This is a genomic window from Caulobacter sp. GW821-FHT10A10, assembly GCF_059415745.1.
This window is the reverse complement of sequence record NZ_JBWKNV010000009.1, coordinates 148,874-171,777: the sequence shown is the minus strand read 5'-3', so window position 1 is coordinate 171,777 and position 22,904 is coordinate 148,874. Positions and strand designations below refer to the sequence as shown.

The following is a 22,904-nucleotide window of genomic DNA, read 5'->3' as shown; positions in this document are numbered from 1 at the left end:
TTATGAGCATTATTGTTCGCACGCTCTCCGAGCAGACCTATGAAGTCGTCCGCCTCAAGATCCTGACGGGAGACATGTCTCCGGGAACCGCCGTGCGCCAGGACGCCATCGCCGCCGAGCTCGGCGTCTCGAAAATCCCATTGCGCGAGGCTCTGAGCCGACTGGAGCAAGACGGCCTACTCAGCTCCTACCCCAACCGCGGCTATGTGGTGCGCGGCGTCTCGACCGAGGAAGCCAGCGAGGTCTTCGTCCTGCGCCTTAAGCTGGAGCCGGGCGCCGCCGCCAAGGCCGCCGTCAAGGCCGGCCCTGAAGACCACGAGCGGGCCGAGGCCGCGCTCACGGCCCTGGAGACCGCGCTCGGCAGGCCCGACGGCGACCATGTCAGCCACAACCGCGCCTTCCACATGTCGCTGGTCCGCCCCGGCGGCCACATCACCAGCCAGCTGGTCGAACGGCTCCAGATCCTGTCGGAGCGCTATGTGCGCATCCACCTGGAGCCCTTCGGTCGCGACGAGCGCGCCAGCCGCGAGCACCGGGAAATCCTCGACGCCTGGAAGACCGGCGACGCCGCCAAGGTCGAGGCCCTGCTCGCCGAGCACATCCAGGGCACGCTGGACGACCTGCGCCAGCAGCTGGCGCTCAAGCAGGGCTAAACGCCCCCCAAAGCTGTCCTAGCGCAGCCACGCCAGGACCCAGTCGGCGAGCGCCTCGCGCCCGGCGGCGGGGTCGTCATCCGCCCGGCAGGCGAACCAGATGGCCGACAGCAGGCGCGAGGCGACGCCGGCGGCCAGCACCACCTCTTCGGCGGACCTTCCGGTGACCCGGCCAAGGGAGTCGCGCAGGGTGCCGCCGTGGGAGTAGCGGATCACCGCCCCCGCCCCGGCGAGATCGGCGCGGCGCAGGGCCGCCAGGAACAGCCGGCGACGGCGCAGGACCGGGCTGGCCGGGCGTTCGGCGCGAGCGTGAAAGGTCAGCACCTCGCGCAGCCGTTCCAGGGTCAGCACCTCGTCGATGTGGGGCGCCGTCTCCGCGGCCTCGACGGCTTCGGCCTCCATGGCCGCGACCTGGCCGCGGATGGCGCCGCCGACCAGATCCTCGACGGTGCGGAAGTAGTGCGTCACCGCCCCCGTCGTGACGCTCGCCCGGGCGGCGACGGCGCGGTGGGTCAGGCCCGCCAGGCCCTTTTCCTCGACCACCTCGGCGGCGGCGGCGGCGATGCGCATGGCCGACAGCGGCACCGAGCCGTGCGGGCGGGCGCCGGCCGCGCGCTCGGCCGCCAGCAAGGCGCCAGCCTCGGGCCGTGCGGGCGCGCCCAGCCAGACGGCGGCGAAGTGGTCGACCATGTCGCGCAGCACCGCCCGCTCCAGGGCCGGCGACCAGGGCGACAGGTGATAGAGCGCCTCGGATTCGAAAAAGGCGTGCAAGGCCCGGCCGGCGATCGGCGGCAGATCGAGCGCCTGGGCCGTCTCGCGCCAGAAACTCGCCCAAGCCCGCGTCCAGTCCAGGCCGACGCCCTCGGCGACGGCTTCCTGGTAGAGCAGCGCCAAGGGACGGGCCGGTCCCGTCCATTCGATCAGCACGTGCTCCAGCGCCCGCGCCGCGCCGTCGGGTCCGGGTGGAAGCATGGCGACCTCACGCGCCCGCGCCGCCAGCCAGTCGCTCGCCTCCTGCGCCCCGAGGGCGAAGGCTGACGATAACAACCGTTCCATTCCGCCCAGGTTGTAGTTGATGGCGCTGGGCGAAACGCCGGCCGCCGAGGCCACGGCCCGGGCGGTCGCGGCGGCGATTCCCTCCTGCGCCACAAGCCGCGCGGCGGCTTGGACCAAGCGCGAAGCCCGATCGGCGCTCTCGCTCGAATCCCGCATTGATTGAGGTTCCAGCGCGAAGGTCGCGGATGGCGGCGATACGGTCATGCCCCATGATCCCCAGCCGCCCCTGTCGGCGCAAGCCTTGCGCTCACCGAACGACGACCTTCACGAATACGATACATAACGTTCGTTCCAAGTTCATGGAGGCTGGCTACTCGCCCCGCATCGCAGACGCCAAGACGTCGCGCTTCAGGGGATAGAGACATGCGACAGACTTCCGACCGCGCCGCACTGCGCGCCGCCCTTCTGGCGAGCGCCGCGGCCCTGGCCATCGCCGCCCAGGCGCACGCCGCCGACCTGCCAGCCGCCGACACCGCGGCCGCTCCGGGCGGCGACTCCGCCGCCATCAGCCTCGACGAGGTCGTGGTCACCGCCCAGAAGCGCAAGACCAACCTGCAGGACACCCCGATCGCGATCTCGGCCATGGACGCCGAAGCCCTGAAGGCCCGTAACGTCCAGTCGGTCGAGGACCTGGGCGACGGCTCGATCCCGTCGCTGCGCGTGGCTCCGTTCTTCTCGCGCAAGTCGGCCCTGACAATCGGTATGCGCGGCATCGGCGCCCTGGGCGACGCCAACCAGCCGGCCCGCGACCAGGCCGTCGGGGTCTACGTCAACGGCGTCTACATGGGCCGCGCCCAGGGCCTGGGCTCGGCGCTCTACGACGTCGAGCGCATCGAGGTGCTGAAGGGCCCGCAAGGCACGCTGTTCGGCCGCAACACCGAAGGCGGCGCGGTCAGCATCATCACCAAGGCCCCGACCGGCCAGTTCGGCATGAACACCACGCTCGGCTACGGCAACTACAACGCCTACAAGGCCGAGACCCACATCGACCTGCCCGAAATCCACGACGTCAGCATCAAGATCGACGCCCTGCTCAGCAAGCGCGACGGCACCGTCACCAACCCCACCACCTCGGGCCAGCCGGACTTCAACAGCTACGACAAGCGCGGCGTGAGCGTCGAAGCCCTGTGGCGTCCGAACGACAACTTCAGCGCCGACTACGCCTTCGACTCCTCGTACGACGGCTCGACGCCCTACTACGTGCAGCTGGAGAAGAAGGGCCTCTACGCTCTGGCCCCGATGCTGAAGACGCAGTCCGACCGCGCCGAAAGCGCCAATGTCGGCGTGCCGCTGCAAGTGAGCGACGGCGACACCTGGGGCCACCGCCTGAACCTGAACTGGAAGCTGGGCGAGAACCTCGAACTGAAGTCGATCAGCTCGTACCGCAAGCTGCAGCAGAACCAGTTCGACAACGGCTCGGAAATGCTGTCGGTCTATTCGCCGGGCGGGACGTTCGCCCGCTACAGCGTCGCCCGCTTCTGGCAAGACCAGGCCAGCGAGGAGCTGCAACTGGTCGGCAAGACCGACCGCATCGACTACGTGTTCGGCGCCTTCTATTTCCGTGAGAACGTGCGCGACAACGCCCAGACGCCGAACTCCCTGCAGTGGAATTCGACGGGCACGGCCTACAGCTACCTGTCGCTGGACTTCAACACGATCAGCCTGGACCGGGCCAGCCACGCCAAGACCACCAGCTACGGCGCCTTCGGCCAGGCCGTGTGGACGCCGGCCGTGCTCGACGACCGCCTGCACGTCACCGCCGGCGGCCGCTTCACCACCGACAAGAAGAGCGGCACACTCGACATCGTCAACGGCGCCCTGCCCAGCTACGTCAACAGCGTGGGCGCGACGGTCACCGGGATCATCCCGTTCGACGGCAAATGGAACCACTTCGACCCGCTGGTCAGCGTCGCCTTCGACGTGACGCCGGACGTCAATGTCTACGGCCGCTGGAGCACGGGCTATAAGGCCGGCGGGGCCAACTCGCGCTCGCTGACCTATCGCACCTTCAATCCCGAGAAGGTCGAGATGTACGAGGTCGGCGCCAAGACCGAGTTCTGGGACAACCGCGCCCGCGTGAACGTCGCCGCCTATAGCGGCGACATCAAGGACGCCCAGGTCGACTTCAACGTCACGATCCTCAACAACAACCGCGGCACGCTGGAAACCACCAACGCCGCCACCGGCAAGACCAAAGGCGTCGAGCTCGACTTCGCGCTGAAGGTCACCGAAGGCCTGACGCTCTCGGGCGGCTATGCCTACACCGACATCAAGCTGTCGAAGGCCTACAACCCCTTCACCGGCGCGATGTCGACCATCTACCCGCTGTACAGCCCCAAGAACGCCGGCAGCGTGGCGGCCGACTACCACCGCCCGTTCCTCGGCGCGACGCTGAAGGCTCACCTGGACGGCGCTTGGTCGGACGGCCAGTACACCTCGACCACCGACCCGACGCTCAGCGACAAGTCGTTTATCGTCAACGGCCGCCTGACCCTGGCCGACATCGTCATGGGCGACAACCAGCCCGACCTGCAGCTGTCGCTGTGGTCGCGCAACTTGCTCGACGAGTCCCACGCCTTCATGCGCAACACCAACGCCGCGCTGGGCACCTACGCCATCTACAACGAGCCGCGCACCTTCGGCATCGAAGCCAACGTGAAGTTCTAAACCCATGAAAAACCAACAGATCGACCGTCGCGGCTTCATGGCCGCGACGCTGGGCGGCGGCGCGATGATCGCCGCCTCTCCCGCCGCCTCGCTGGCCGCCGCCCCGCGCCTCGAGGCCAAGGCCGAACGCGCCGGCCCGGACGCCTTGCGCCTGACCTGGACGGGCGCGGCCGCCGCCTCGGTGTTCGCCTCCAGCGACCCCGACGCCAAGCGCGCCGCCATGCGTCCGGCCAAGGTCGCCGTCGCCGGTGGTTCGGCCGATGTCGAGGCTCCCGTCTCGCCGCGTCCGTACTTCCTGGTCGCCGCCGCCGACGGCCGCGCCACCCGCGTGGCCGAGCGCCTGCTGCCGCTGCAAGGCGGCCGCAACTTCCGCGACCTGGGCGGCTGGTACGCCGCCGACGGCCGCCAGGTGAAGTGGGGCAAGCTCTATCGCTCGGGCGTGACCAGCGCCCTGACCGATGGCGACCTCGACTATCTGGGCAAGCTGGGCGTCTCGGTGATCTGCGACCTGCGCAATCCGCAGGAACGCGCCGCCGAGCCCAGCGCCTTCCTGAAGGTCGCCGGCGCCAAGGTCGCGGCCTTCGACTACGACATGAACGCCTCGATGAGCATGCTGGCGGGCCTGAAGACCCGCGACCAGGCCGTCGACGCCTTCGCCGCGGCCTATGTCGCCTTCCTCGACACCCTGCAACCGCACTTCACCGACATGTTCGCCCGGCTCGTGGCCGGCGAGGCGCCGCTGGCGTTCAATTGCTCGGCCGGCAAGGACCGCACCGGCACGGCCGCGGCCCTGATCCTGTCGATCCTGGGCGTGCCGCGCGAGACGGTGCTGGCCGACTACGCCCTGACCCAGGTCTACACCCCGCCGTCGATGTACAAGGCGCAGATGGCCAAGGCCGGCGCCGGCGCGACCGGCGGCATGACGGTCGAGCAGATGAAGGCCTTCGCGGCCATGCCGCCCGAGGTTCTGGACGTGATCATGGGCTCGGATCCGGAAGTCATGCGCCGCGCCCTGGCTCAGATCGACGCCAGGTTCGGCGGCCCGACCGCCCTGGCCAAGGCCCGCTTCGGCCTGACCGACGCCGGCGTCGCCAAGCTGAAGGCGACCTATCTCGTCTAAGGCCGGTCGGGGCCTTGGCAAGGGTGCCGCGCCGCCTCCTTTGGGAGCGGCGCGGCATTTCCTGATCGCTTTCTTGACCGCGTTATCGAGCGGCCGCTGCGGCGCCGCCCAGCGCCAGGTCCAGCGCCCTGTCGAGTTCGCCCTTCCACGCCGCCGGCGGCATGAAGGAATGACGTACGCCATTGGCGACGAACAGCCGCGCCGAGGGCGCCTGGGCCACGAACGCCTCGACCGCGCCGCCGGCGCAGCCGTGCTCCCTGCCGCCCTCGACCAATCCCCAGGGTGCCTTGAAATCGACAGGGCGGTAGACCCAGCCGGGCACGTATTTCATCCGGAAGCCCATCGTATGCCCCTCGGCGTCGCCGACGGGATTGACCGTGTTCTGGTCGGGGCAGAAGCCGGCGGTGACCAGGCCCGCCACATCGCCCGGCCTGGCCTGGGCGGCGGCCGCGTAGGCCAGGGTCGCTCCGGCCGAATAGCCGCCGAAATAGACGGGTCCCTCGGCGTGATAGCGACGCGCGCCATCGGCGGCGACGGCGCGCATCTCGCCGGCGAGGTCGTAAGGCGCCTTGCCCTTGGCCATGCGGGCCATGGTCGGATTGACGTCGAGACCCAGGGCGAGAACGCCGCGCTGGGCCAGGGCCTCGACCATGCGGCCGCTGGCCTCCCAGGGCTTCCAGCCGCCGTCGCCCGACAGGACCACCGCCACGCCATGCGGCGCTCCGGCGGGCGCGAACACGTGGACCGCGCCGAGATCCGCATAGGGATAGCTCGCCGTCTCGGCGGGAACGGACGCCGAGAGCGCGGCGGTGGCCATGGCGACGACGGCAAGAGACATTCGGGGCTCCGGGCTTGAAACGGGGGCTTGGAACAGGGAAAGGCCGCGACGCTGGGGGGACGGAGCGCCGCGGCCTCTTGGAGGACGGGATTTGAAGTTCGGGTGTGTCTGGAACGGAGGGGCGCGGCGATCAGGCCGGCTTGGCGTGGCGCATGGCGTGAGCCTTCTTCTTGGCGGCGGTCTTGTGCACGGCCGGCTTGGCGGCCTTCGCGGCCTTGGCGGGGGTGGCGACCTTGGTCACGGCCTTGGCCGGCTTGGCGGTCGCCGGGGCCGAGGCCGGGGCGACGGCGGCGCTGGCAGAGGCGGCGACGGCCAGGCCGGCGGTCGAGAGGACGGCGGCGGCGAGGATGGCGCGGATGGTCACGATGGTCTCTCCTGGGGCTGTCTTGCGGCGGGAAGCGCCGATGAAGATGACCCTGAGACCGCGCCCTGACGCTTGCCGCTCACCAACCTTACAACGGCGCCAGGAACCGTCCCCGAACCTTACAAATCTGCGAGACGGGCGCCGTAAGCCCGCAAGGGCCGTGGGGTTTCATGCTCACGCGCCGACACTCGTGGGCGCGGCCCAGGAACGCCCAGCCATGCCCTCCCCCCGATTATCGACCATCGCCATGTTGATCGCCGGCCTTGGCCTGTCGATGACGCCCGCCCTGGCTTCGGCGGCCGCGCGCAAGACCCCGCCTTCCCGCGCCGAGCTGGCCAAGCGCGCCGCCTGCGAGAAGGTCTGGGCCGCCCAGAAGGTGCGCCACGGCTCGCGCCAGGCCTTCGTCGCCGCTTGCGTCGCCAAGGGCTAGCTCCCCGTCGCGACGCGGGGCACTCTGACCTGTCGCCCAAGGAGTATCGATGAGCCGACGGATCCTGGTGGTCGAGGACGACGCCGACACCGCCGAATACATCCTCAAGGGCCTGCGCGAGGCGGGCTTCACCGCCGAGCATGTCGCCGACGGCCGCGACGGCCTCTACATGGCCAGCAGTTCCGACTTCGACGCCGTGGTCATGGACCGGATGCTGCCGGGCATGGACGGACTGTCGGTGACCAAGGCCGTGCGCGCGGCGGGCGTTCAGACCCCGATCCTGATCCTCAGCGCCCTGGCCCACCTGGACGAGCGGGTCACCGGCCTGCGCGCCGGCGCCGACGACTACCTGACCAAGCCCTTCGGCTTCGCCGAGCTGGCCGCGCGGCTGGAGAACCTTATGCGCCGCGGCGGCGCCAAGCCGGTCGAGACCAGCCTGGCCTGCGGCGACCTGATGCTGGACCTGCTGTCGCGGCGCGTGACCCGGGCCGGGCGGACGCTGGAACTGCTGCCACGCGAGCTGAAGCTGCTGGAATACTTCCTGCGCCACCGCGACCGGGTGGTGACCCGCACCATGCTGCTGGAGGAGGTCTGGGACTATCGCTTCGACCCGCACACCAGCCTGATCGACACCCACATCAGCCGCCTGCGCAAGAAGATCGACGAGGGCTTCGACAAGCCCCTGCTGCACACCGTGCGCGGCTCGGGCTATCGCCTGTCGGAAGCGCCTTGAGCCGCCCCCGCCCCGTGCGCGGCGCCCGGCCGGCGACCCTGGCCCTGGTGGTGGCCGGCGCCGTCGCCCTGGCTCTGGCGATCGGCCTCTTCATCGTCGGTTTCGCCGGCGAGCGGCTGATCGAGCGTCGCCAGCATCTGGTGGCCGAGACGGCGCGAGACTACTTCGTCGCCTTCGCCCACGAGGACGGCCTGACCGCCATGGCCCGGGCGCTCGACCGCCGCACGCGCAGCGAGGGCGGGGCCTTCGACTACGCCGCCTTCGACAATGACGGGCGCCGCGTCGGCGGCGCGGCCCTACTGACCGCGCAGCAGCTGCCCGCGCCGGGCTACAGCGTCCGCGCAATCGGCGACGCCGACTACGAGATCCTGGTCCAGCCGATGTCGGTGGGCGGCACGCTGGTGATCTACGAGAACCTCGCCGACCGCCGCGCCTTCCACTGGGCGATCGTCACCGCCGCGGGCACGACCCTGCTGATCAGCCTCATTATCGTCGCCGGCGCGGCCCTGTTCCTGGGCCGCCTGCTGATGCGTCGCGCCGAAGGCATCGCCCGTGCGGCCGAGGACATCGCTGGCGGGGATCTCGCCGCCCGTGCGCCGATCGCCGGGGCGGGCGACGTCTTCGACGATCTCGCGGTCGCCATCAACGCCATGCTGACCCGGATCGAGGAGCTGATGACCGGCATGCGCACGGTCACCGACAGCCTGTCGCACGACCTGCGCTCGCCGCTCACCCGCCTGCGCGGCGCGCTCAACCGCGCCCTGGACGAAGACCTCGCCCAGACCGATCGCCTGGCCCTGATCGCCGAGGCCGAAGCCGAATGCGATCAGGTGCTGGCCACCTTCAGCGCCCTGCTCGACATCGCCCGGGCGGAGTCGGGCCTGTCGCGCGACCTGATGGCCCCGCTCGACCTGGCTGAGTTGGTGCGCGACATCGGCGACCTCTTCGAGCCGGTGATCGAGGACGCCGGCCAGGCGCTGGTCGTGACAGCCCCCGACGCTCCAGTCGCGTTCGTCGGCCACGAACTGATCCTGCGCCAAGCGCTGGGCAACCTGCTGCACAACGCCGCCCGCTACGCCGGCGACGGCGCCCGCGTCGCCCTGTCGCTGGAAACCGGAGAGGACGGCGGGCCGCGCCTCGTCGTCGCCGACACCGGGCCCGGCGTGCCAGCGGCCCAACGCGGCCGCGTGCTGGAACGGTTCGTGCGAATGGACGAAACCCGCGCGACGCCCGGCTCGGGGCTCGGCCTGGCCATCGCCGCGGCCTGCGCCAAGCTGCATGGCGGTCGCCTGACCCTGGGCGACAATCGTCCGGGCCTGCGGGTGGTGCTCGACCTGCCCGCCGCGCCGATCGACTGAACCTCACAGAAAATCCAGGTTCACGCCAAGCCCCGGTGAGACGCCGGCGCGATCAAGCCCCTCGTCGTCAACGACAGCAGAGGGGCCGAGACCATGCGCGACGCCATCCAGAAACTCGACGCCGAAGCCCGTCGCCTGCTGGGCCACGGCTTTCGCGAACTGGAATCCGAGGAGCGCCGGGTGATCCTGCAAATCGTCCGCCGCGCCGCCATCTCCCGCAACATCGCCGACGAGACGGACGAAGAGATGTCGTTCGGTCAGCGCCTGGCCGACCGCGTGGCCGAGATCGGCGGCTCCTGGGGCTTCATCATCAGCTTCGCCTTCTTCCTGATCCTGTGGGCGGGACTGAACGCGGGCGTCCTGCCGCGCCTGGGCCTACGCCCGTTCGACCCCTACCCCTTCATCTTCCTCAACCTGATCCTATCCATGGTCGCGGCCGTACAAGCGCCGATCATCATGATGAGCCAGAACCGCCAGGCCTCGAAGGACCGCGCCGCCGCCGAGCACGACTACGAGGTCAATCTGAAGTCCGAGCTAGAGATCATGGCCCTGCACGAAAAGCTCGACGCCCTGCGCGCCCGCGAACTGGCCGACATGACCGCCCATCTGATCGTGCTTGGCCAGCAGACCGCCGAAGCCGCCCGCCGGGCCGAAGAGGTCGCCAATGTCTGACGTCGCGCGAACCGGCTTTACCCCGGAGACAAAAGCCGCTCCCCTGCCCGTCATGAGCGTGGACACGCTGAAGACGATCCTCTCGAGATTGCTGCCGATCGCCCTGCTGGCGACGGCGGCCTTCGTGCTCTGGCGCGAGCTCCATCACCTGTCGCCGGCCGAGATCGGCCGCGAGATGCACGACTGGGGGCCGGCCCGGCTGGCCATGGCCGGCGGGCTGGTCGCGCTGAGCTACAGCCTGCTGGCGGTCAACGAGCAGTTGGGCCTGCGCTGGGCCGGCGCCAAGGTGCCGCTGCGCGTGGGCCTGCCCGGCTCGTTCATCGCCTACGCCTTCGCCAACAGCATCGGCCTGACCCCGATCGTGGCCGGGGCCGTGCGCGCCCGGCTCTACGGCCGTCATGGCGCGGACGTCGGCAAGGTGGCGCGCACCACGCTCTATTGCGCCGTCTCCTTCGCCCTGGGCCTGTCGAGCCTGGCCGGCTTCAGCCTGCTGACCGCACCGGCGGCGACCTTCGCGGCGCTGCGCCTGCATCCGGGCCTGGCGCACGCCGTCGGCGTTCTTCTGCTGAGCTTTCCCATCGCCTATCTCGTCGCTTGCGCCACCCAGCGTGGTCCCCTGCGGATCTTCGGACGCGGCTTCACCCTGCCGCCGCTGACCTGGGGACTGGCGCAACTGGTCATCGGCGTGGCCGACAACATCGCGACCTCGGCCCTGGTGTGGCTGCTGGTCGGCGACGCCGCACCGCCCTTCCCCGCCTTCGCCAGCGCTTATGCGGTTTCGACCGCAGCGGGCCTGTTCTCGGGACTGCCCGGCGGCGTCGGCGTGTTCGAGGGCGCGATGCTGGCCCTGCTGCCCAACCTCGACCGCGCGGCCCTGACCGCCGCCTTCGTCGGCTATCGCCTGTTCTACTACATCGGTCCGCTGCTGGCGGCCGCCGCCCTGCTGCTGAGCCTGGAGTCCGGCGCGCGCGGCGTGGGCCTGGCCGTTCGCCGCGCCTGGCGGGCGACGGGACCCACCGCCATCGCCGCCGTCTCCTTCGCGTTGGGCGGGGCCCTGGTGCTGATCGCCGTCGGCCGCATTCCCACCGACCGCCTGGGCCTGCTGAAGTCGGTCGTGCCGCTGATCGTGGTCGAGACCAGCCACCTGATCTCGCTGGCCACGGGCCTGGCGCTGATGGTGCTGTCGCTGGGCCTGTTCCGGCGGCTGCAGACCGCCCGGCTGGCGGCCATGCCGATCGCCCTGATCGCCGCCTCGACCGCCCTGCTGCGCGGGCTGGACTTCGCGCCGGCCTGCGTGGCCCTCGCCCTGGCCGCGGCCCTGCTTGCCTCCGGACGCCTGTTCACCCGGCGCGGCGCGATCGAACGCGACGCCCTGGCGCCGTGGCTGGCGACCGGCGTGCTGGCAGTGTTTGTCGGGCCGATCGCCCTGGGCGCCTGGATCTACGAGCGCGCGCCGTTCGAGACGCGACTGCTGACCCACTTCGGCTATCACGCCGACCACGCCCGCTTCATGCGCAGCATCGCCTTCCTGGGCGCGCTGATCTTCGCGGGAGGCATCTGGCGGCTGGCCCGCCTGCCGCATGCCGAGGCCCGCCCTACGCCGCGCGAGACGCTGGAGGCGCTCCGCCCTCTCGTTGAGGCTTCGCCCGACACGACCGCCCGTCTCGCCCTGACCGGCGACAAGGCGATCCTGGCCGCCGAGGACGGCTCGGCCTTCCTGATGTACGGCGCCGAGGGGGCGAGCCTGATCATGCTCGGCGATCCGGTCGGCGACCGCGAGGCCGGCAAGGCCCTGCTCTGGAAGTTCCGCGAACTGGCCGATCGCCAGGACGCACGGCCCGTCGCCTATCACGCCAGCGGCGAGCGCATCACCGACTATCTCGACCTTGGACTCTCGGCCATCAAGCTGGGCGAAGAGGCCCGCGTCCCCCTTGCCGACTTCGAACTGGCCGGCGGCGCGCGCCGCAACCTGCGCCAGAGCCACACGCGCGGCCAGCGCGAGGGTCTGACCTTCGAGGTCGTCCAGCCACCGATCGCCGACGACCTGCTGGCGCGCCTGCGGACGGTGTCGGACGCCTGGCTGCTCGACCATGGAGCCCGCGAGAAGGGTTTCTCGCTGGGCCGCTTCGACGCCGAGGTGCTGAGCCACGACCCCATCGCGCTCGTCCGCCGCGGCGACGAGATCGTCGCCTTCGCCAACATCTGGACAGGGGGCGAGGTCGAAGCCTCGATCGACCTGATGCGCCATGTCGGCGATGCGCCGCGCGGCGTCATGGACTTCCTGTTCGTCGAGCTGATCCTCTGGGCCAAGGCCCGGGGCTTCACCTGGTTCAATCTCGGCATGGCCCCGCTGTCGGGTCTGGTCGATCATCGCCTCGCGCCCTTCTGGCACAAGGTCGGCCGTCAGATCGCCCGCCGGGGCGGCGCCTATTACGGCTTCGAGGGCCTGCGAGCCTTCAAGAGTAAGTTCGATCCGGTCTGGACGCCGCGCTACCTGGCCGCCCCGCCCTCGGGCCTGGCCCCTGCCCTGATCGACGCCACCCGCCTGATCGGCCGCGAACCGCCCGCCCTCACAAATCCGTAAGGCAGGCGGCAGGGCGGCGACAGCCGGACCTGGGACAACAGCCTCGCAGTCACGTCGAGGGAGCCTCCCCATGTCCATCCGCAAGATCCTGCTTGGCGCCGGCGCCGCCCTCGTCCTGGGCGCCGGCGGCTTCGTCGCCCTGCACGGCCGTCTCGCCGCGACCGCCGACGCAGCGACGGTCATTGCGCCCCCGCCCGCCCCGATGGGTCCGCTGACCGAGACGCCCTTTCGCTTCGGCTCCTTCGGCGCGGTGACGATCTATCGGCGGACCGCCGAGCCCGGCCGGTTCGTGGTGCTGATCTCCGACAAGGCCGGATGGACGCCCGAGCTCACCGATCTTGCCCATCGCCTGACGACGCAGGACGCCACCGTGGTCGGCGTGGACCTGCGCCGTTTCCTGCCCGCCGCCGAGCAAGCCGCTGGCAGCCACGGGCTCTATCCGGCCGGCGACTTCTCCGAACTGGCCCAGGCCGCGCAGAAGGCCCTGAAGTTCTCGGGCTATCACCGCCCGATCCTGATCGGCCAGGGCGCCGGCGCGGCGCTGGCCTATGGGACGCTGGCGCAATCGCCCGTCGGCATCTTCCAGGGCGGCGCCGGCCTCGACTTCCGCCCCGACCTCGCGACCGTCCGTCCGCTCATCGCCGGTGACGGCGGCCTGGTCCACACGACGGCGCTGCAAGGCGGGTTCGCCTACGCGCCGAACCCGAAGCTGAGCACGCCGTTCGTCATCGTCGGCCAGGACGCGGCGCCAGCCCACGCTTTCGCCTCCCGGCTGCCGCAAGGCCGCGTCGCCCCTGACCTGCCGCGGGCCCTGGCCACGATCGCTCCCGTCGTCGTCGCCGCGCCGCAGGCCGCCGCCGCCCGGCTGGCCGGCCTGCCGCTGGTCGAGGTTCCGACAGCGTCGAACGGCGACACCCTGGCGGTGTTCTATTCCGGCGACGGCGGTTGGGCGGGCATCGACCGGGGCCTGGCCGAAGGCTTCGTGAAGGCGGGCGTGCCGGTCGTCGGCTACGATTCGCTGCGCTACTTCTGGAGCCGACGCACGCCGCAGGCCGCGGCCGACGACCTGGCCGCCGTGATCCGCCACTACCAGGCGGCCTGGGGCAAGAAGCGGGTGATCCTGGCGGGCTATTCCTTCGGCGCCGACGCCCTGCCGATCATCGTCCAGCACCTGCCGGCCGACCTGCGAGGCCAGGTCCGCGTCGTCGCTCTGCTGGGAACCGATTCCACCGGCGAACTGGAGTTCCACCCCGGCGACTGGCTCGATGTCGGCGCCAAGGACAGCTACCCGATCGCGCCGGTCCTGGCCTCGCTGAAGGATTTGAAGATCGTGTGCGTCTACGGCTCCGAGGAGCACGGCGACGCCTGCCCGACCTTCCCCGCGACGGTGCGCAAGATCGGCCTGCCCGGCGACCACCACTTCAACGGCGACTATGACGCCGTGGGTCGCGCCCTCAGCCAGGCGGCCGGCCTCTAGGAAGTCTCCATCAAGGAAAAAGGAACGGCGCCTCTGAGGGAAGAGACGCCGTTCAGTTGTTCCCAGATCGTCATGAACCGGCCGATCTCGGCCGTTCCATTTCACGCCAGATCAGGCATTCTCGCCCGCGCGCCTGGCGTTGCGGAATCTTCAGTGCGACGGCGGCCGCCCCCGGACTCGGTGGCGCGGCCTACCTCGACGACAGCGGTCACCCACTACACCGCCGCGCACGAAAATGAAACACACTTTCCCAGATGACCTTGACATAGAATATGCCTTCCACTTTTGTGTCAGCCAACGAAAGCGGTGCTCAGCACCCGATAATCAAGTCCATTAGCGAGTAGAGAAACGCCATGATCCGCCCCCTGACGTCGCGCCGGCGCCTCCTTGGTCTGGCAGCCGGACTCGGGCTGACGGCGGCGGCGGGCGGATTGCTGGGGGCCTGCTCGCGCGGCGGCCAGGACGCCGAGGTGGTGGTCAGCTTCAACGACCTTTCCCAGCCCTTCTTCGTGGCCATGCGCCGCGAACTGGAAGACGAGGCGGCCAAGCTGGGCGTGAAGGTCCAGGTCATGGACGCCCAGAACAATTCCTCCAAGCAGATCGCCGACCTGGAGGCCGCCGCCGTGCAGGGCGCCAAGGTGGTGATCGTCGCCCCGACCGATTCCAAGGCGCTGGCCACCGCCGCCGACGAACTGGCCAAGCAGGGCGTGGCCGTGATCTCGGTCGACCGCAACATCGCCGGCGCGACGCCGCCCGTGCCCCATGTCGGGGCCGACAACGTCGCCGGCGGTCGCGCCATGGCCGACTGGGTGGTCAAGACCTATCCGACCGGCGCGCGCGTGGTGGTGATCACCAACGACCCCGGCAGCTCCAGCTCGATCGAGCGGGTAAAGGGCGTGCACGAGGGCCTGGCCGCCGGCGGCGCGGCCTTCAAGATCGTCACCGAGCAGACCGCCAACTCCAAGCGCGACCAGGCCCTGACCGTCACCCAGAACGTGCTGACCTCGATGCACGACAGCCCGCCCGACGTGATCCTGTGCCTGAACGACGACATGGCCATGGGCGCGCTGGAGGCCGTGCGCGCCGCGGGCTTCGGTCCGGCCAAGATCAAGGTGCTGGGCTTCGACGCCATTCCCGAGGCCCTGGCCCGCATCAAGGCCGGCGAGATGGTCGCCTCGGTCGAGCAGAACCCCGGCCAGCAGATCCGCACCGCCCTCCGCCAGGCCGTCGACAAGATCAAGACCGGCGCGGCGCCCAAGTCGGTCAGCCTCACCCCGGTGCTGATCACCAGCGCCAACCTGACCGAGGCCTCGCGCATCTCCGAGGTCAAGTAGGTCGCCATGACCCTCCTGGACGTCAGCAAGGTCAGCAAGCGCTTCCCCGGCGTGCTCGCCCTCGACCATGTGCGGCTGCAGGTCGGTAGCGGCGAGGTCCACGCCCTGCTGGGCGAGAACGGCGCGGGCAAGTCGACCCTGATCAAGATCCTGTCGGCCGCCCACGCGGCCGACGAGGGAACCGTGACCTTCGACGGCAATGCGCTGGACCCGCGCGATGCGCCCCTACGCCGCCAGCAACTGGGCATCGCCACGATCTATCAGGAGTTCAACCTCTTCCCCGAGCTCAGCGTCGCCGAGAACATGTATCTCGGGCGAGAGCCCAAGCGGCTTGGGCTGATCGACTGGAGCCGCCTGCGCGACGACGCGCGAGACCTGCTCGCCGAGTTGGGTCTGCCGCTCGATCCGAACGAAGTCGTCCGCCACCTGACGGTCGCCGAGCAGCAGATGGTCGAGATCGCCAAGGCGATGACCCTGAACGCCCGGCTGATCATCATGGACGAGCCGACCGCCGCGCTCTCCAGCCGCGAGGTTGATCGCCTGCACGCCATCATCGCCGGCCTGAAGGCCCGCGGCGTCAGCGTGATCTACGTCTCGCACCGCCTGGCCGAGGTGAAGGCAATGTGCGACCGTTACACCGTGATGCGCGACGGCCGTTGGGTGGCCAGCGGCGACGTGGCCGAGGTCGAGGTCGCCGACATGGTCCGGCTGATGGTCGGCCGCAGTGTCGAGTTCACCCGCCGCGTCCGCCAAGGTCCGCCCGGCCCGGTGGTGCTGAAGGTGGAAGGCGTCAGCCCCCGCCGCCCTCGCATCTCCGCGCCGAACTATCTGAAGGACATCCGCCTAGAAGTCCGCGCCGGCGAGATCGTCGGCTTGGCCGGCCTGGTCGGCGCCGGCCGTACGGACCTGGCCCGTCTGATCTTCGGCGCCGACGCCATCGCGTCCGGCTCGATCAAGCTGGACGACAAGCCCCTGAAGCTGAAGTCGCCGCGCGACGCCATCAAGGCCGGTGTCATGCTGGTGCCCGAGGACCGCAAGCAGCAGGGCTGCTTCCTCGACCACTCCATCCGCCACAATCTCAGCCTGCCCAGCCTGGGCGGCCTCAGCCGCATGGGCCAGTGGATCGACGAGAGCGCCGAGCGCGACCTCGTCGAGACCTACCGCCAAAAGCTGCGCATCAAGATGGCCGACCAGGAGACCGCGATCGGCAAGCTGTCGGGCGGCAACCAGCAGAAGGTGCTGCTGGGACGCTCCATGGCCCTGGCCCCGCGGGTGCTGATCGTCGATGAACCCACGCGCGGCATCGACATCGGCGCCAAGGCCGAGGTGCACCAAGTGCTGTGCGACCTGGCCGCCCAGGGCGTGGCGATCGTCGTCATCTCGTCGGAACTGGCCGAGGTGATGGCGGTCAGCGACCGCATCGTCGTCTTCCGCGAAGGCGCGGTCGTCGCCGATCTCGAGGCCGAAACGGCCACCGAAGAGGGCCTGATGGCCTACATGGCGACCGGCGCCCGGCCGGTCTCGTCAGGAATGGAACACCGCCCGCAATGACCGCCTCCCCCACCCTCTCCCCCGACCCGGCCGCCGACCGCGCCGCGCCGCCGCCCGGCCGCCGCTTCGACCTGCTGGCCTTCGCGCGCAAGCATCGGACGATCCTGTTCCTGCTGCTGCTGATCGCCGTGTTCGGGACGGTCAACGAGCGCTTCCTGACTCTGCGCAACGCGCTGAACATCCTCAGCGAAGTGTCGATCTACGGGATCATCGCGGTCGGCATGACCTATGTGATCCTCATCGGCGGCATCGACGTGGCGGTGGGCTCGCTGCTGGCCTGCGCCTCGCTCGCCGCGGCCTATGTGGTCACGAACCTGATCGGCGGCTCGCCGGCCGCCTGGTTCGTGGCCCTGGCGATCTCCAGCGCCGTTGGCCTGATCGCCGGCTACGTCCACGGCAAGGTGGTGACCAAGCTGCACGTGCCCGCCTTCATCGTCACGCTGGGCGGCATGACCGTCTGGCGCGGGGCCACGCTGCTGCTCAACGACGGTGGCCCGATCTCGGGCTTCGACGCGGCCTATCGCTGGTGGGGCACCGGCCAGATCCTGTTCGTGCCCGTGCCGATCGTGGTCTTCGCCCTGGTGGCGGCCGTCGGGCACATCGTGCTGCGCTACACCCGCTACGGCCGCCAGGTCTATGCGGTGGGCGGCAACGCCGAGGCCGCGCGGCTGTCGGGCGTCAATGTCGATTTCGTCGTCACCAGCGTCTACGCCGTGATCGGCGCCCTGGCCGGCCTGTCGGGCTTCCTGCTGTCGGCGCGCCTGGGTTCGGCCGAGGCCGTGGCCGGCACGGGCTACGAGTTGCGGGTCATCGCCTCGGTGGTGATCGGCGGCGCCAGCCTGTCGGGCGGCTCGGGCAATGTCGGCGGGACCATCCTGGGCGCCTTGCTGATAGGCGTCCTGTCCAACGGCTTGGTCATCATGCACGTCACCTCGTACTTCCAGCAGGTGGTGATCGGCTTGATCATTGTCGCGGCCGTCGCCTTCGACCACTACGCCCGCACCCACAAGGCCTGACGCGACGTCGGCCCGTTTCCAGGATGGCGACGATGCGTTCCTTTCGAGCCCTTCTGCTGGGCGCGGTCATGATCTCGACCCCGCTGGCGGCCCTAGCGCAGGCGGGGCCGCCGGATCTTACAAGCAAGGTCGATCCCTTCGTCGGGGTCGACGGCGGCGGGGTGACCGGCGGCAACACCGTGCCGGGCGCCGGCGTGCCGTTCGGCTTCGTGTCGCTGAGCCCGGACACCACCAACGCCGACACCAACGGCTACGACTCCAAGAGCCCGATCATCGGCTTCAGCTACACCCACGTCAGCGGCACGGGCGGCTCGGGCAAGTACGGAAACTTCCGGGTCACGCCGACGGTCGGCCCGTTGAAGCTGAACCACCTGCATTTCGGCAAGACGGGCGAGCGGGCCTCGCCCGGCTATTACGCCGTGGGCCTGGGCAACAGCGAGGCCGAGCGCATCAAGGTCGAACTGACCGCCTCGCGCCGCGTCGGCTTCCAGCGCCTGACCTATCCTGCCGGCGCAGAGAGCCAGCTGATCTTCGACGTCAGCTCCGTGGTGGCCATGCGCGGCCGTGGCCAGCGGGTGCGGCTGGCCAAGGTGGAACTGATCGACGACCACACCCTGGCCGGCGAGGTTACGGTCGAGGGCGGCTGGAACCCCACGCCCTACACCCTCTATTTCCATGCGGTCGTCGATCGCCCGGCCAAGGCTTTCGGCTCGTGGACGGCCGGCCAGGGCTGGTTCGAGGCCAAGCCCGGCGTCGGCCGCGCCGAGGGCGGCTCGCAGGTCAAGAGCGCCGCCAACCGCCAGGGCCTGATGATCGAGTACGACACCGAGCGCGAGTTCTCCAACCGCCTGGGCGCCTGGCTGACCTTCGACACCACGACCGAGCGCCAGGTACAGATGAAATTGGCCGTGTCATTCGTCAGCGCCGACCAGGCCCGCGCCAACCTGGCCGAGGAGATGCCCGGCTGGGATTTCGATGCCTATCATGATGCCGCAAAGGCCCAGTGGGCGCAGGCCCTGGCCAAAATCCAGGTGCAAGGCGGCAGCGACGAGCAGCAGCGGATCTTCTATTCCGCCCTCTATCGCTCCCACACCATGCCCCACGACCTGTCGGGCGAGAACGTGTGGTGGAAGTCCGACGAGCCCCACTACGAGGACTTCTACACCCTTTGGGACACATTCCGGACGCTGCATCCGCTGATGACGGTGATCCAGCCGCAGCGCCAGCGCGACATGCTGCGGTCGCTGATCGACACCTACAAGCACACCGGCTGGATGCCGGACTCGCGCATCGCCGGCGCCAATGGCATGACCCAGGGCGGCTCCAACGGCGACATCCTGGTGGCCGACGCCGTGGTCAAGAAGCTGGGCGGCTTCGACCTGCCCCTGGGCTATGAGGCGCTCAAGAAGAACGGCGAGGTCGACAGCGACCAGCCCTTCCTGCAAGGCCGCGTGCTGAAGGACTACCTGAAGCTCGGCTACGTGCCCTTCACCGAGACCCGCTCGGCCTCGCGCACCCTGGAATACGCCTATGACGACTACGCCATCGGCGTGGTGGCCAAGGCCCTGGGCAAGACCGAGGACGCCAAGCGTTACATCGCCCGCTCGGGAAACTGGAAGAACATCTGGGACGATACGCTCGGCTGCGTGCGCCCCCGCTATCCCAACGGCGAGTGGGTCGAGAACTACAGCTGCACCTACGAATATCCCGACCGCTCGGGGCCGTGGTGGGACGCGGTGTTCTACGAAGGCAACTCGCTGCAGTACTCGACCTATGTCCCGCAGGACGTGGCCGGGCTGATGGCCAAGACGGGCGGGGTCAAGGGCTTTATCACCTGGCTCGACCACCTGTTCGACGGCCACTACTCGCAGGGCAACGAGCCCGACATCCTGGCGCCGTACCTCTACATCCACGCCGGCCGGCCAGACCGCACGGCCGAGATCGCCCGCCAGCTGATGGCCAAGCACTATCGCGCCACCCGCACGGGCCTGCCGGGCAACGACGACGCCGGCGCGATGTCGAGCTGGTACGTCTGGAACGCCATCGGCCTCTACCCGAACGCGGGCCAACCCTACTACTACATCGCCTCGCCGGTGTTCACGCGCAGCGCCATCGCGCTGGAAGGCGGCAAGACGTTCACGGTGTCGGCCCCGGCCGCCTCTGAGACGAACCGCTACGTGACGGCTGCCAGGCTGAACGGCAAGCCGATCGACCGCGCCTGGATCACTCATGACGAGTTGGCCAAGGGCGGTGTGCTGGAGCTGACCATGGGTCCTGCGCCGTCAGCCTGGGCCACGACCTTCACCGCGCCGCCGAACGGGCTTTAGGGAGCTCCGCCTAAGCTCCCTCCCCCTTGATGGGGGAGGGTTGGGGTGGGGGTGGCTACGGCGGTTGAAGCCGCACGCCGCCGCCAATTCAGCAGGTCACCCCCATCCCCGGCCCTTCCCCCATCAAGGGGGAAGGGAGAGCGCCCCCTCAGTGGTTCTCGTGCGTCGCCACCTGTTCGGGGACGACCAGACGCACCCGGTCCAGACCCACGCGGCCCACGCGCGCCGTCACCACCACCGTATGCCGCCCAGGCGACAGCGCCGGCCCCGCGACGGGCTTCAGCAGGTTGTCGAGCACGCCTTCGGCCCAGGCCGGCGAGCCGACCTTGCGCGGCAGAGTCACGCGCTCGGCGGGGCCGCCGTCGATGCTGACGTCGAAGGCGATGTCCTGGGCCTGGCCGTCGGGAAAGATCGGCAGCACGCCCAGTTGCACGCGGCGGCCGTCGGCGCTGGCGACGTCCACCGACAGCGTCAGGGTCGCGCCCGGCGCGTCGGTCAGCATGACGCCGCGCCCACGGCCCATGCCCTCGACCAGACGCCAGCCATTGTTGGCGGTGAAGGCCTCGGCCTCGATCACCGGTGAACTGGCCGGCGCATTGCCGTCGACCACGGCGAGGAACGGCGCCGGATCGGCGATCAGGCCGCCGCCCGGCATCGGCACGGGACGGGCGCGGTAGATCCGCCACTGGCTGTCGGCCGGCTCTTCCGGCATCAGCCAGCGCCACTTGCCACCGGCGACCCGGTTGTTGAACCGGTCGGTAAGCGCCGTGATCTCGGTCTGAGCATCGACGGCCGCGCCGCCCGCCGAGCGGGCCATGGCCTGCTGCTTGTCGATCAGCTCGTTGTACCGCTCGGCCGCGAAGAACCGCATGTTGGCGGCCGCCGAGACGCGGATCGGAAACTCGACCAGCTCGAACCAGGCGTCGGCCAGCTGCGGCGGCACGTCGGCGGTCGCCGCCTTGGTGTCGGCCGCCAGCTTGCGGAAAGCGCGCAGGCGGTCGTTGACCTCGTCGGGGGTGTAGCTCGACAGGTGCCGGTTCTCGGCCTGGGGCTGCCATTCCAGGTGCTCGGGCCGGCGCTCGAAGTTCAGGCGGTAATAGGCGTCGAGCAGGTCGGCCGCCTTGCCGCCGAGGGCGGGTCCGAAGGCGCGGCCGGTCCAGTCGGCCAGGAACTGGCGCTGGCTCTTGCCCCGCCAGCGGTCGATGTCCCAGGCCATTTCCAGGAAGTGGCTGGCGCCGATCTCGGCCGGCTTGATGTCGCCGATATTGGCGATCCAGACGCTACGCGCCCCCTTGTCCCAGGCGTGGATCATCTCCTCCTGCACCAGGGCCGGCGGCGTCGTGCTGAGCCACAGATAGGACAGCGGATAGCCCAGATAGGACAGGTGGTAATAGACCCCCGCCCCGCCCTTGCGGCCCGCCTCCTCGGCGCTGGGGAACTGGCGGATGTAGCCGAAATTGTCGTCGGGCCAGACGATGGTGACGTCGTCGGGCACCTTCACCCCGGCGCGGTAGATCTCCAGCACCTCCTTGTAGGGTACGAAGATCTGCGGAACCTTGGAGACGTCGCCCGGTACGTTCTTGGCCAGGACCTCGCGCTGATCGGCGATGATCTTGTCCAGCAGAGCGACCTTCTCCTCCATGGTCTTGGGGCCGACCATGCCGGTGTCGTGGATGCCGCGCATGCCCAGGGTCCAGAGGCTCTCATAGGGGCCGTTGATCTTGGCGCGCTCTTCCCAATAGGCTTTCACGCCCTCGGGATTGGTCGCGTAGTTGAACTTGGCCGGGTCGTCCTTCCACTCGCCGACATTGTTGCGCAGCATGGCCTCGGCGTGGGACGAGCCCATGACTATGCCGTACTCCTCCGCCAGCTTGGCGTTCTCCGGATCGGAATTGAACGGCGCGGTCGTGTGGTGCATGGCCGGCCACAGAGTGTTGGCCTTCAGGCGCAGCAGCAGGGTGAAGATCCGGCGATAGGTCTTGGGACCGATGTCGCCGCGCTCGGGATCGAAGGTCTTCACGGCCCACGGATAAAGGCCCCAGTCCTCGTCGTTGACGAAGACGCCGCGGTAGCGGACCGATGGCGGTCCGAAGCGGTGGACGCCGGCCGCGACGAACAGCTTGTCACGATGGGCGGGCGTGACGTCGGCCCACCAGGCCCAGGGCGACACGCCCATGCCTTGCGCCACTTCGTAGACGCCGAAGGCCGTCCCGCGCCGGTCGCTTCCGACCACCACCAGGGCCTTGTCGACGCCGGGCGCCGGACGATCGACCGAGGCGATGACGAAGCTCTCCCACGCGCCCGACAACCGCGAGACGTCGATCTTCCTGGCCGCGACCAGGGCGTCGATTACCTTGCTGTGGCCCAGCGTGCCGACCAGGATCGCGGTCTTGCCAGCCGCGGTGTCCGATACGGCCGCCTGCTGGCCGGTGACGGTCTTGAGGTCGTCGGCCAGGTCGTCGGCGGCGTGGCGCACGACGGCGGCGTCTGCGGGATCGACCACGATGGTCGGCGCCCTGCCCGCCTCGATCAGCACGAAGCCGCCGCGCGAGAGGCTGTCGGTGAAGATCGCGCCGGCCTCGCCGCGCCTTTGGGCTTGGGCGCCCTGGACCGCGCCGAGGCAAAGCACGAGCGCCAGGGCGCCGCGCCAGATCGACTTCGACATCTTCATAGGCCCGGGCCTCCCTACGCGTGGCGGGTCTTGTACTGGATAGGACGGCGCCG

The 22,904-nt window shown here is 69.8% G+C and carries 17 protein-coding genes; 13 read left to right on the top strand and 4 right to left on the bottom strand.

All coding sequences use genetic code 11. The features are described 5' to 3' along the window. Window positions 1-2: 2 nt before the first annotated feature. Entirely contained in the window at window positions 3-653 is a 651-nt protein-coding gene (locus tag AC07NS_RS22675; RefSeq protein WP_494606927.1) for a GntR family transcriptional regulator, read from the top strand. Between the two features lie 18 nt (window positions 654-671). Here the strand turns inward: AC07NS_RS22675 and AC07NS_RS22670 are convergent, their stop codons facing one another. Next, window positions 672-1,826, bottom strand: a complete 1,155-nt coding sequence (locus AC07NS_RS22670) for a TetR family transcriptional regulator (protein WP_494606925.1) — start codon at window positions 1,824-1,826, stop codon at window positions 672-674. Window positions 1,827-2,072: 246 nt separating this feature from the next. On the opposite strand from AC07NS_RS22670, the gene AC07NS_RS22665 reads away from it, so the two are divergent. Both AC07NS_RS22665 and AC07NS_RS22660 read left to right on the top strand, forming a co-directional pair. After that, complete coding sequence (locus tag AC07NS_RS22665) at window positions 2,073-4,376, top strand: TonB-dependent receptor (protein WP_494606923.1); 2,304 nt, start codon at window positions 2,073-2,075, stop codon at window positions 4,374-4,376. A 4-nt stretch (window positions 4,377-4,380) separates the two neighbouring features. After that, window positions 4,381-5,496 carry a tyrosine-protein phosphatase gene (locus AC07NS_RS22660; RefSeq protein ID WP_494606921.1) on the top strand — a complete coding sequence of 372 codons (1,116 nt, stop codon included), beginning with the start codon at window positions 4,381-4,383 and terminating at the stop codon, window positions 5,494-5,496. Between the two features lie 82 nt (window positions 5,497-5,578). On the opposite strand, the gene AC07NS_RS22655 is transcribed toward AC07NS_RS22660, so the two are convergent. Further along, on the bottom strand, window positions 5,579-6,334 hold the full coding sequence (locus tag AC07NS_RS22655; protein ID WP_494606919.1) for a thioesterase domain-containing protein: 756 nt from the start codon (window positions 6,332-6,334) through the stop codon (window positions 5,579-5,581). Between the two features lie 130 nt (window positions 6,335-6,464). Next, on the bottom strand, window positions 6,465-6,698 hold the full coding sequence (locus AC07NS_RS22650; protein WP_494606917.1) for a hypothetical protein: 234 nt from the start codon (window positions 6,696-6,698) through the stop codon (window positions 6,465-6,467). A gap of 217 nt (window positions 6,699-6,915) precedes the next feature. Between AC07NS_RS22650 and AC07NS_RS22645 the strand changes: the two genes are divergently transcribed. From AC07NS_RS22645 to AC07NS_RS22600, 10 genes are all read left to right on the top strand, one after another. Beyond that, on the top strand, window positions 6,916-7,128 hold the full coding sequence (locus AC07NS_RS22645; protein ID WP_494606916.1) for a hypothetical protein: 213 nt from the start codon (window positions 6,916-6,918) through the stop codon (window positions 7,126-7,128). Window positions 7,129-7,177: 49 nt separating this feature from the next. Further along, window positions 7,178-7,861, top strand: a complete 684-nt coding sequence (locus AC07NS_RS22640; RefSeq protein WP_487290890.1) for a response regulator transcription factor — start codon at window positions 7,178-7,180, stop codon at window positions 7,859-7,861. Further along, entirely contained in the window at window positions 7,858-9,219 is a 1,362-nt protein-coding gene (locus AC07NS_RS22635; protein ID WP_494606913.1) for a sensor histidine kinase, read from the top strand. The genes AC07NS_RS22640 and AC07NS_RS22635 overlap by 4 nt, the downstream gene beginning before the upstream one ends. A gap of 93 nt (window positions 9,220-9,312) precedes the next feature. Then, window positions 9,313-9,891 carry a DUF1003 domain-containing protein gene (locus AC07NS_RS22630; protein WP_494606912.1) on the top strand — a complete coding sequence of 193 codons (579 nt, stop codon included), beginning with the start codon at window positions 9,313-9,315 and terminating at the stop codon, window positions 9,889-9,891. Further along, window positions 9,884-12,475 (top strand): bifunctional lysylphosphatidylglycerol flippase/synthetase MprF, encoded by a 2,592-nt coding sequence (gene mprF / locus AC07NS_RS22625; RefSeq protein ID WP_494606910.1) that lies wholly within the window; start codon window positions 9,884-9,886, stop codon window positions 12,473-12,475. The genes AC07NS_RS22630 and mprF overlap by 8 nt, the downstream gene beginning before the upstream one ends. A gap of 70 nt (window positions 12,476-12,545) precedes the next feature. Continuing rightward, window positions 12,546-13,952, top strand: coding sequence for an AcvB/VirJ family lysyl-phosphatidylglycerol hydrolase (locus AC07NS_RS22620; RefSeq protein WP_494606908.1), 1,407 nt, complete (start codon window positions 12,546-12,548; stop codon window positions 13,950-13,952). 353 nt (window positions 13,953-14,305) lie between these two features. Continuing rightward, window positions 14,306-15,286 (top strand): sugar ABC transporter substrate-binding protein, encoded by a 981-nt coding sequence (locus AC07NS_RS22615; protein ID WP_494606907.1) that lies wholly within the window; start codon window positions 14,306-14,308, stop codon window positions 15,284-15,286. Window positions 15,287-15,292: 6 nt separating this feature from the next. Beyond that, the gene (locus tag AC07NS_RS22610) at window positions 15,293-16,837 is read left to right on the top strand and encodes a sugar ABC transporter ATP-binding protein (RefSeq protein ID WP_494606906.1); all 1,545 of its coding nucleotides are present in this window, start codon (window positions 15,293-15,295) and stop codon (window positions 16,835-16,837) included. After that, window positions 16,834-17,853 carry an ABC transporter permease gene (locus tag AC07NS_RS22605; RefSeq protein ID WP_494606904.1) on the top strand — a complete coding sequence of 340 codons (1,020 nt, stop codon included), beginning with the start codon at window positions 16,834-16,836 and terminating at the stop codon, window positions 17,851-17,853. The genes AC07NS_RS22610 and AC07NS_RS22605 overlap by 4 nt, the downstream gene beginning before the upstream one ends. Before the next feature lie 23 nt (window positions 17,854-17,876). Beyond that, complete coding sequence (locus tag AC07NS_RS22600) at window positions 17,877-20,180, top strand: GH92 family glycosyl hydrolase (RefSeq protein ID WP_494606902.1); 2,304 nt, start codon at window positions 17,877-17,879, stop codon at window positions 20,178-20,180. Window positions 20,181-20,328: 148 nt separating this feature from the next. Here AC07NS_RS22600 and AC07NS_RS22595 read toward each other — a convergent pair whose 3' ends face one another. Next, window positions 20,329-22,851 carry a glycosyl hydrolase 115 family protein gene (locus tag AC07NS_RS22595; protein ID WP_494606900.1) on the bottom strand — a complete coding sequence of 841 codons (2,523 nt, stop codon included), beginning with the start codon at window positions 22,849-22,851 and terminating at the stop codon, window positions 20,329-20,331. Window positions 22,852-22,904: the final 53 nt, after the last annotated feature.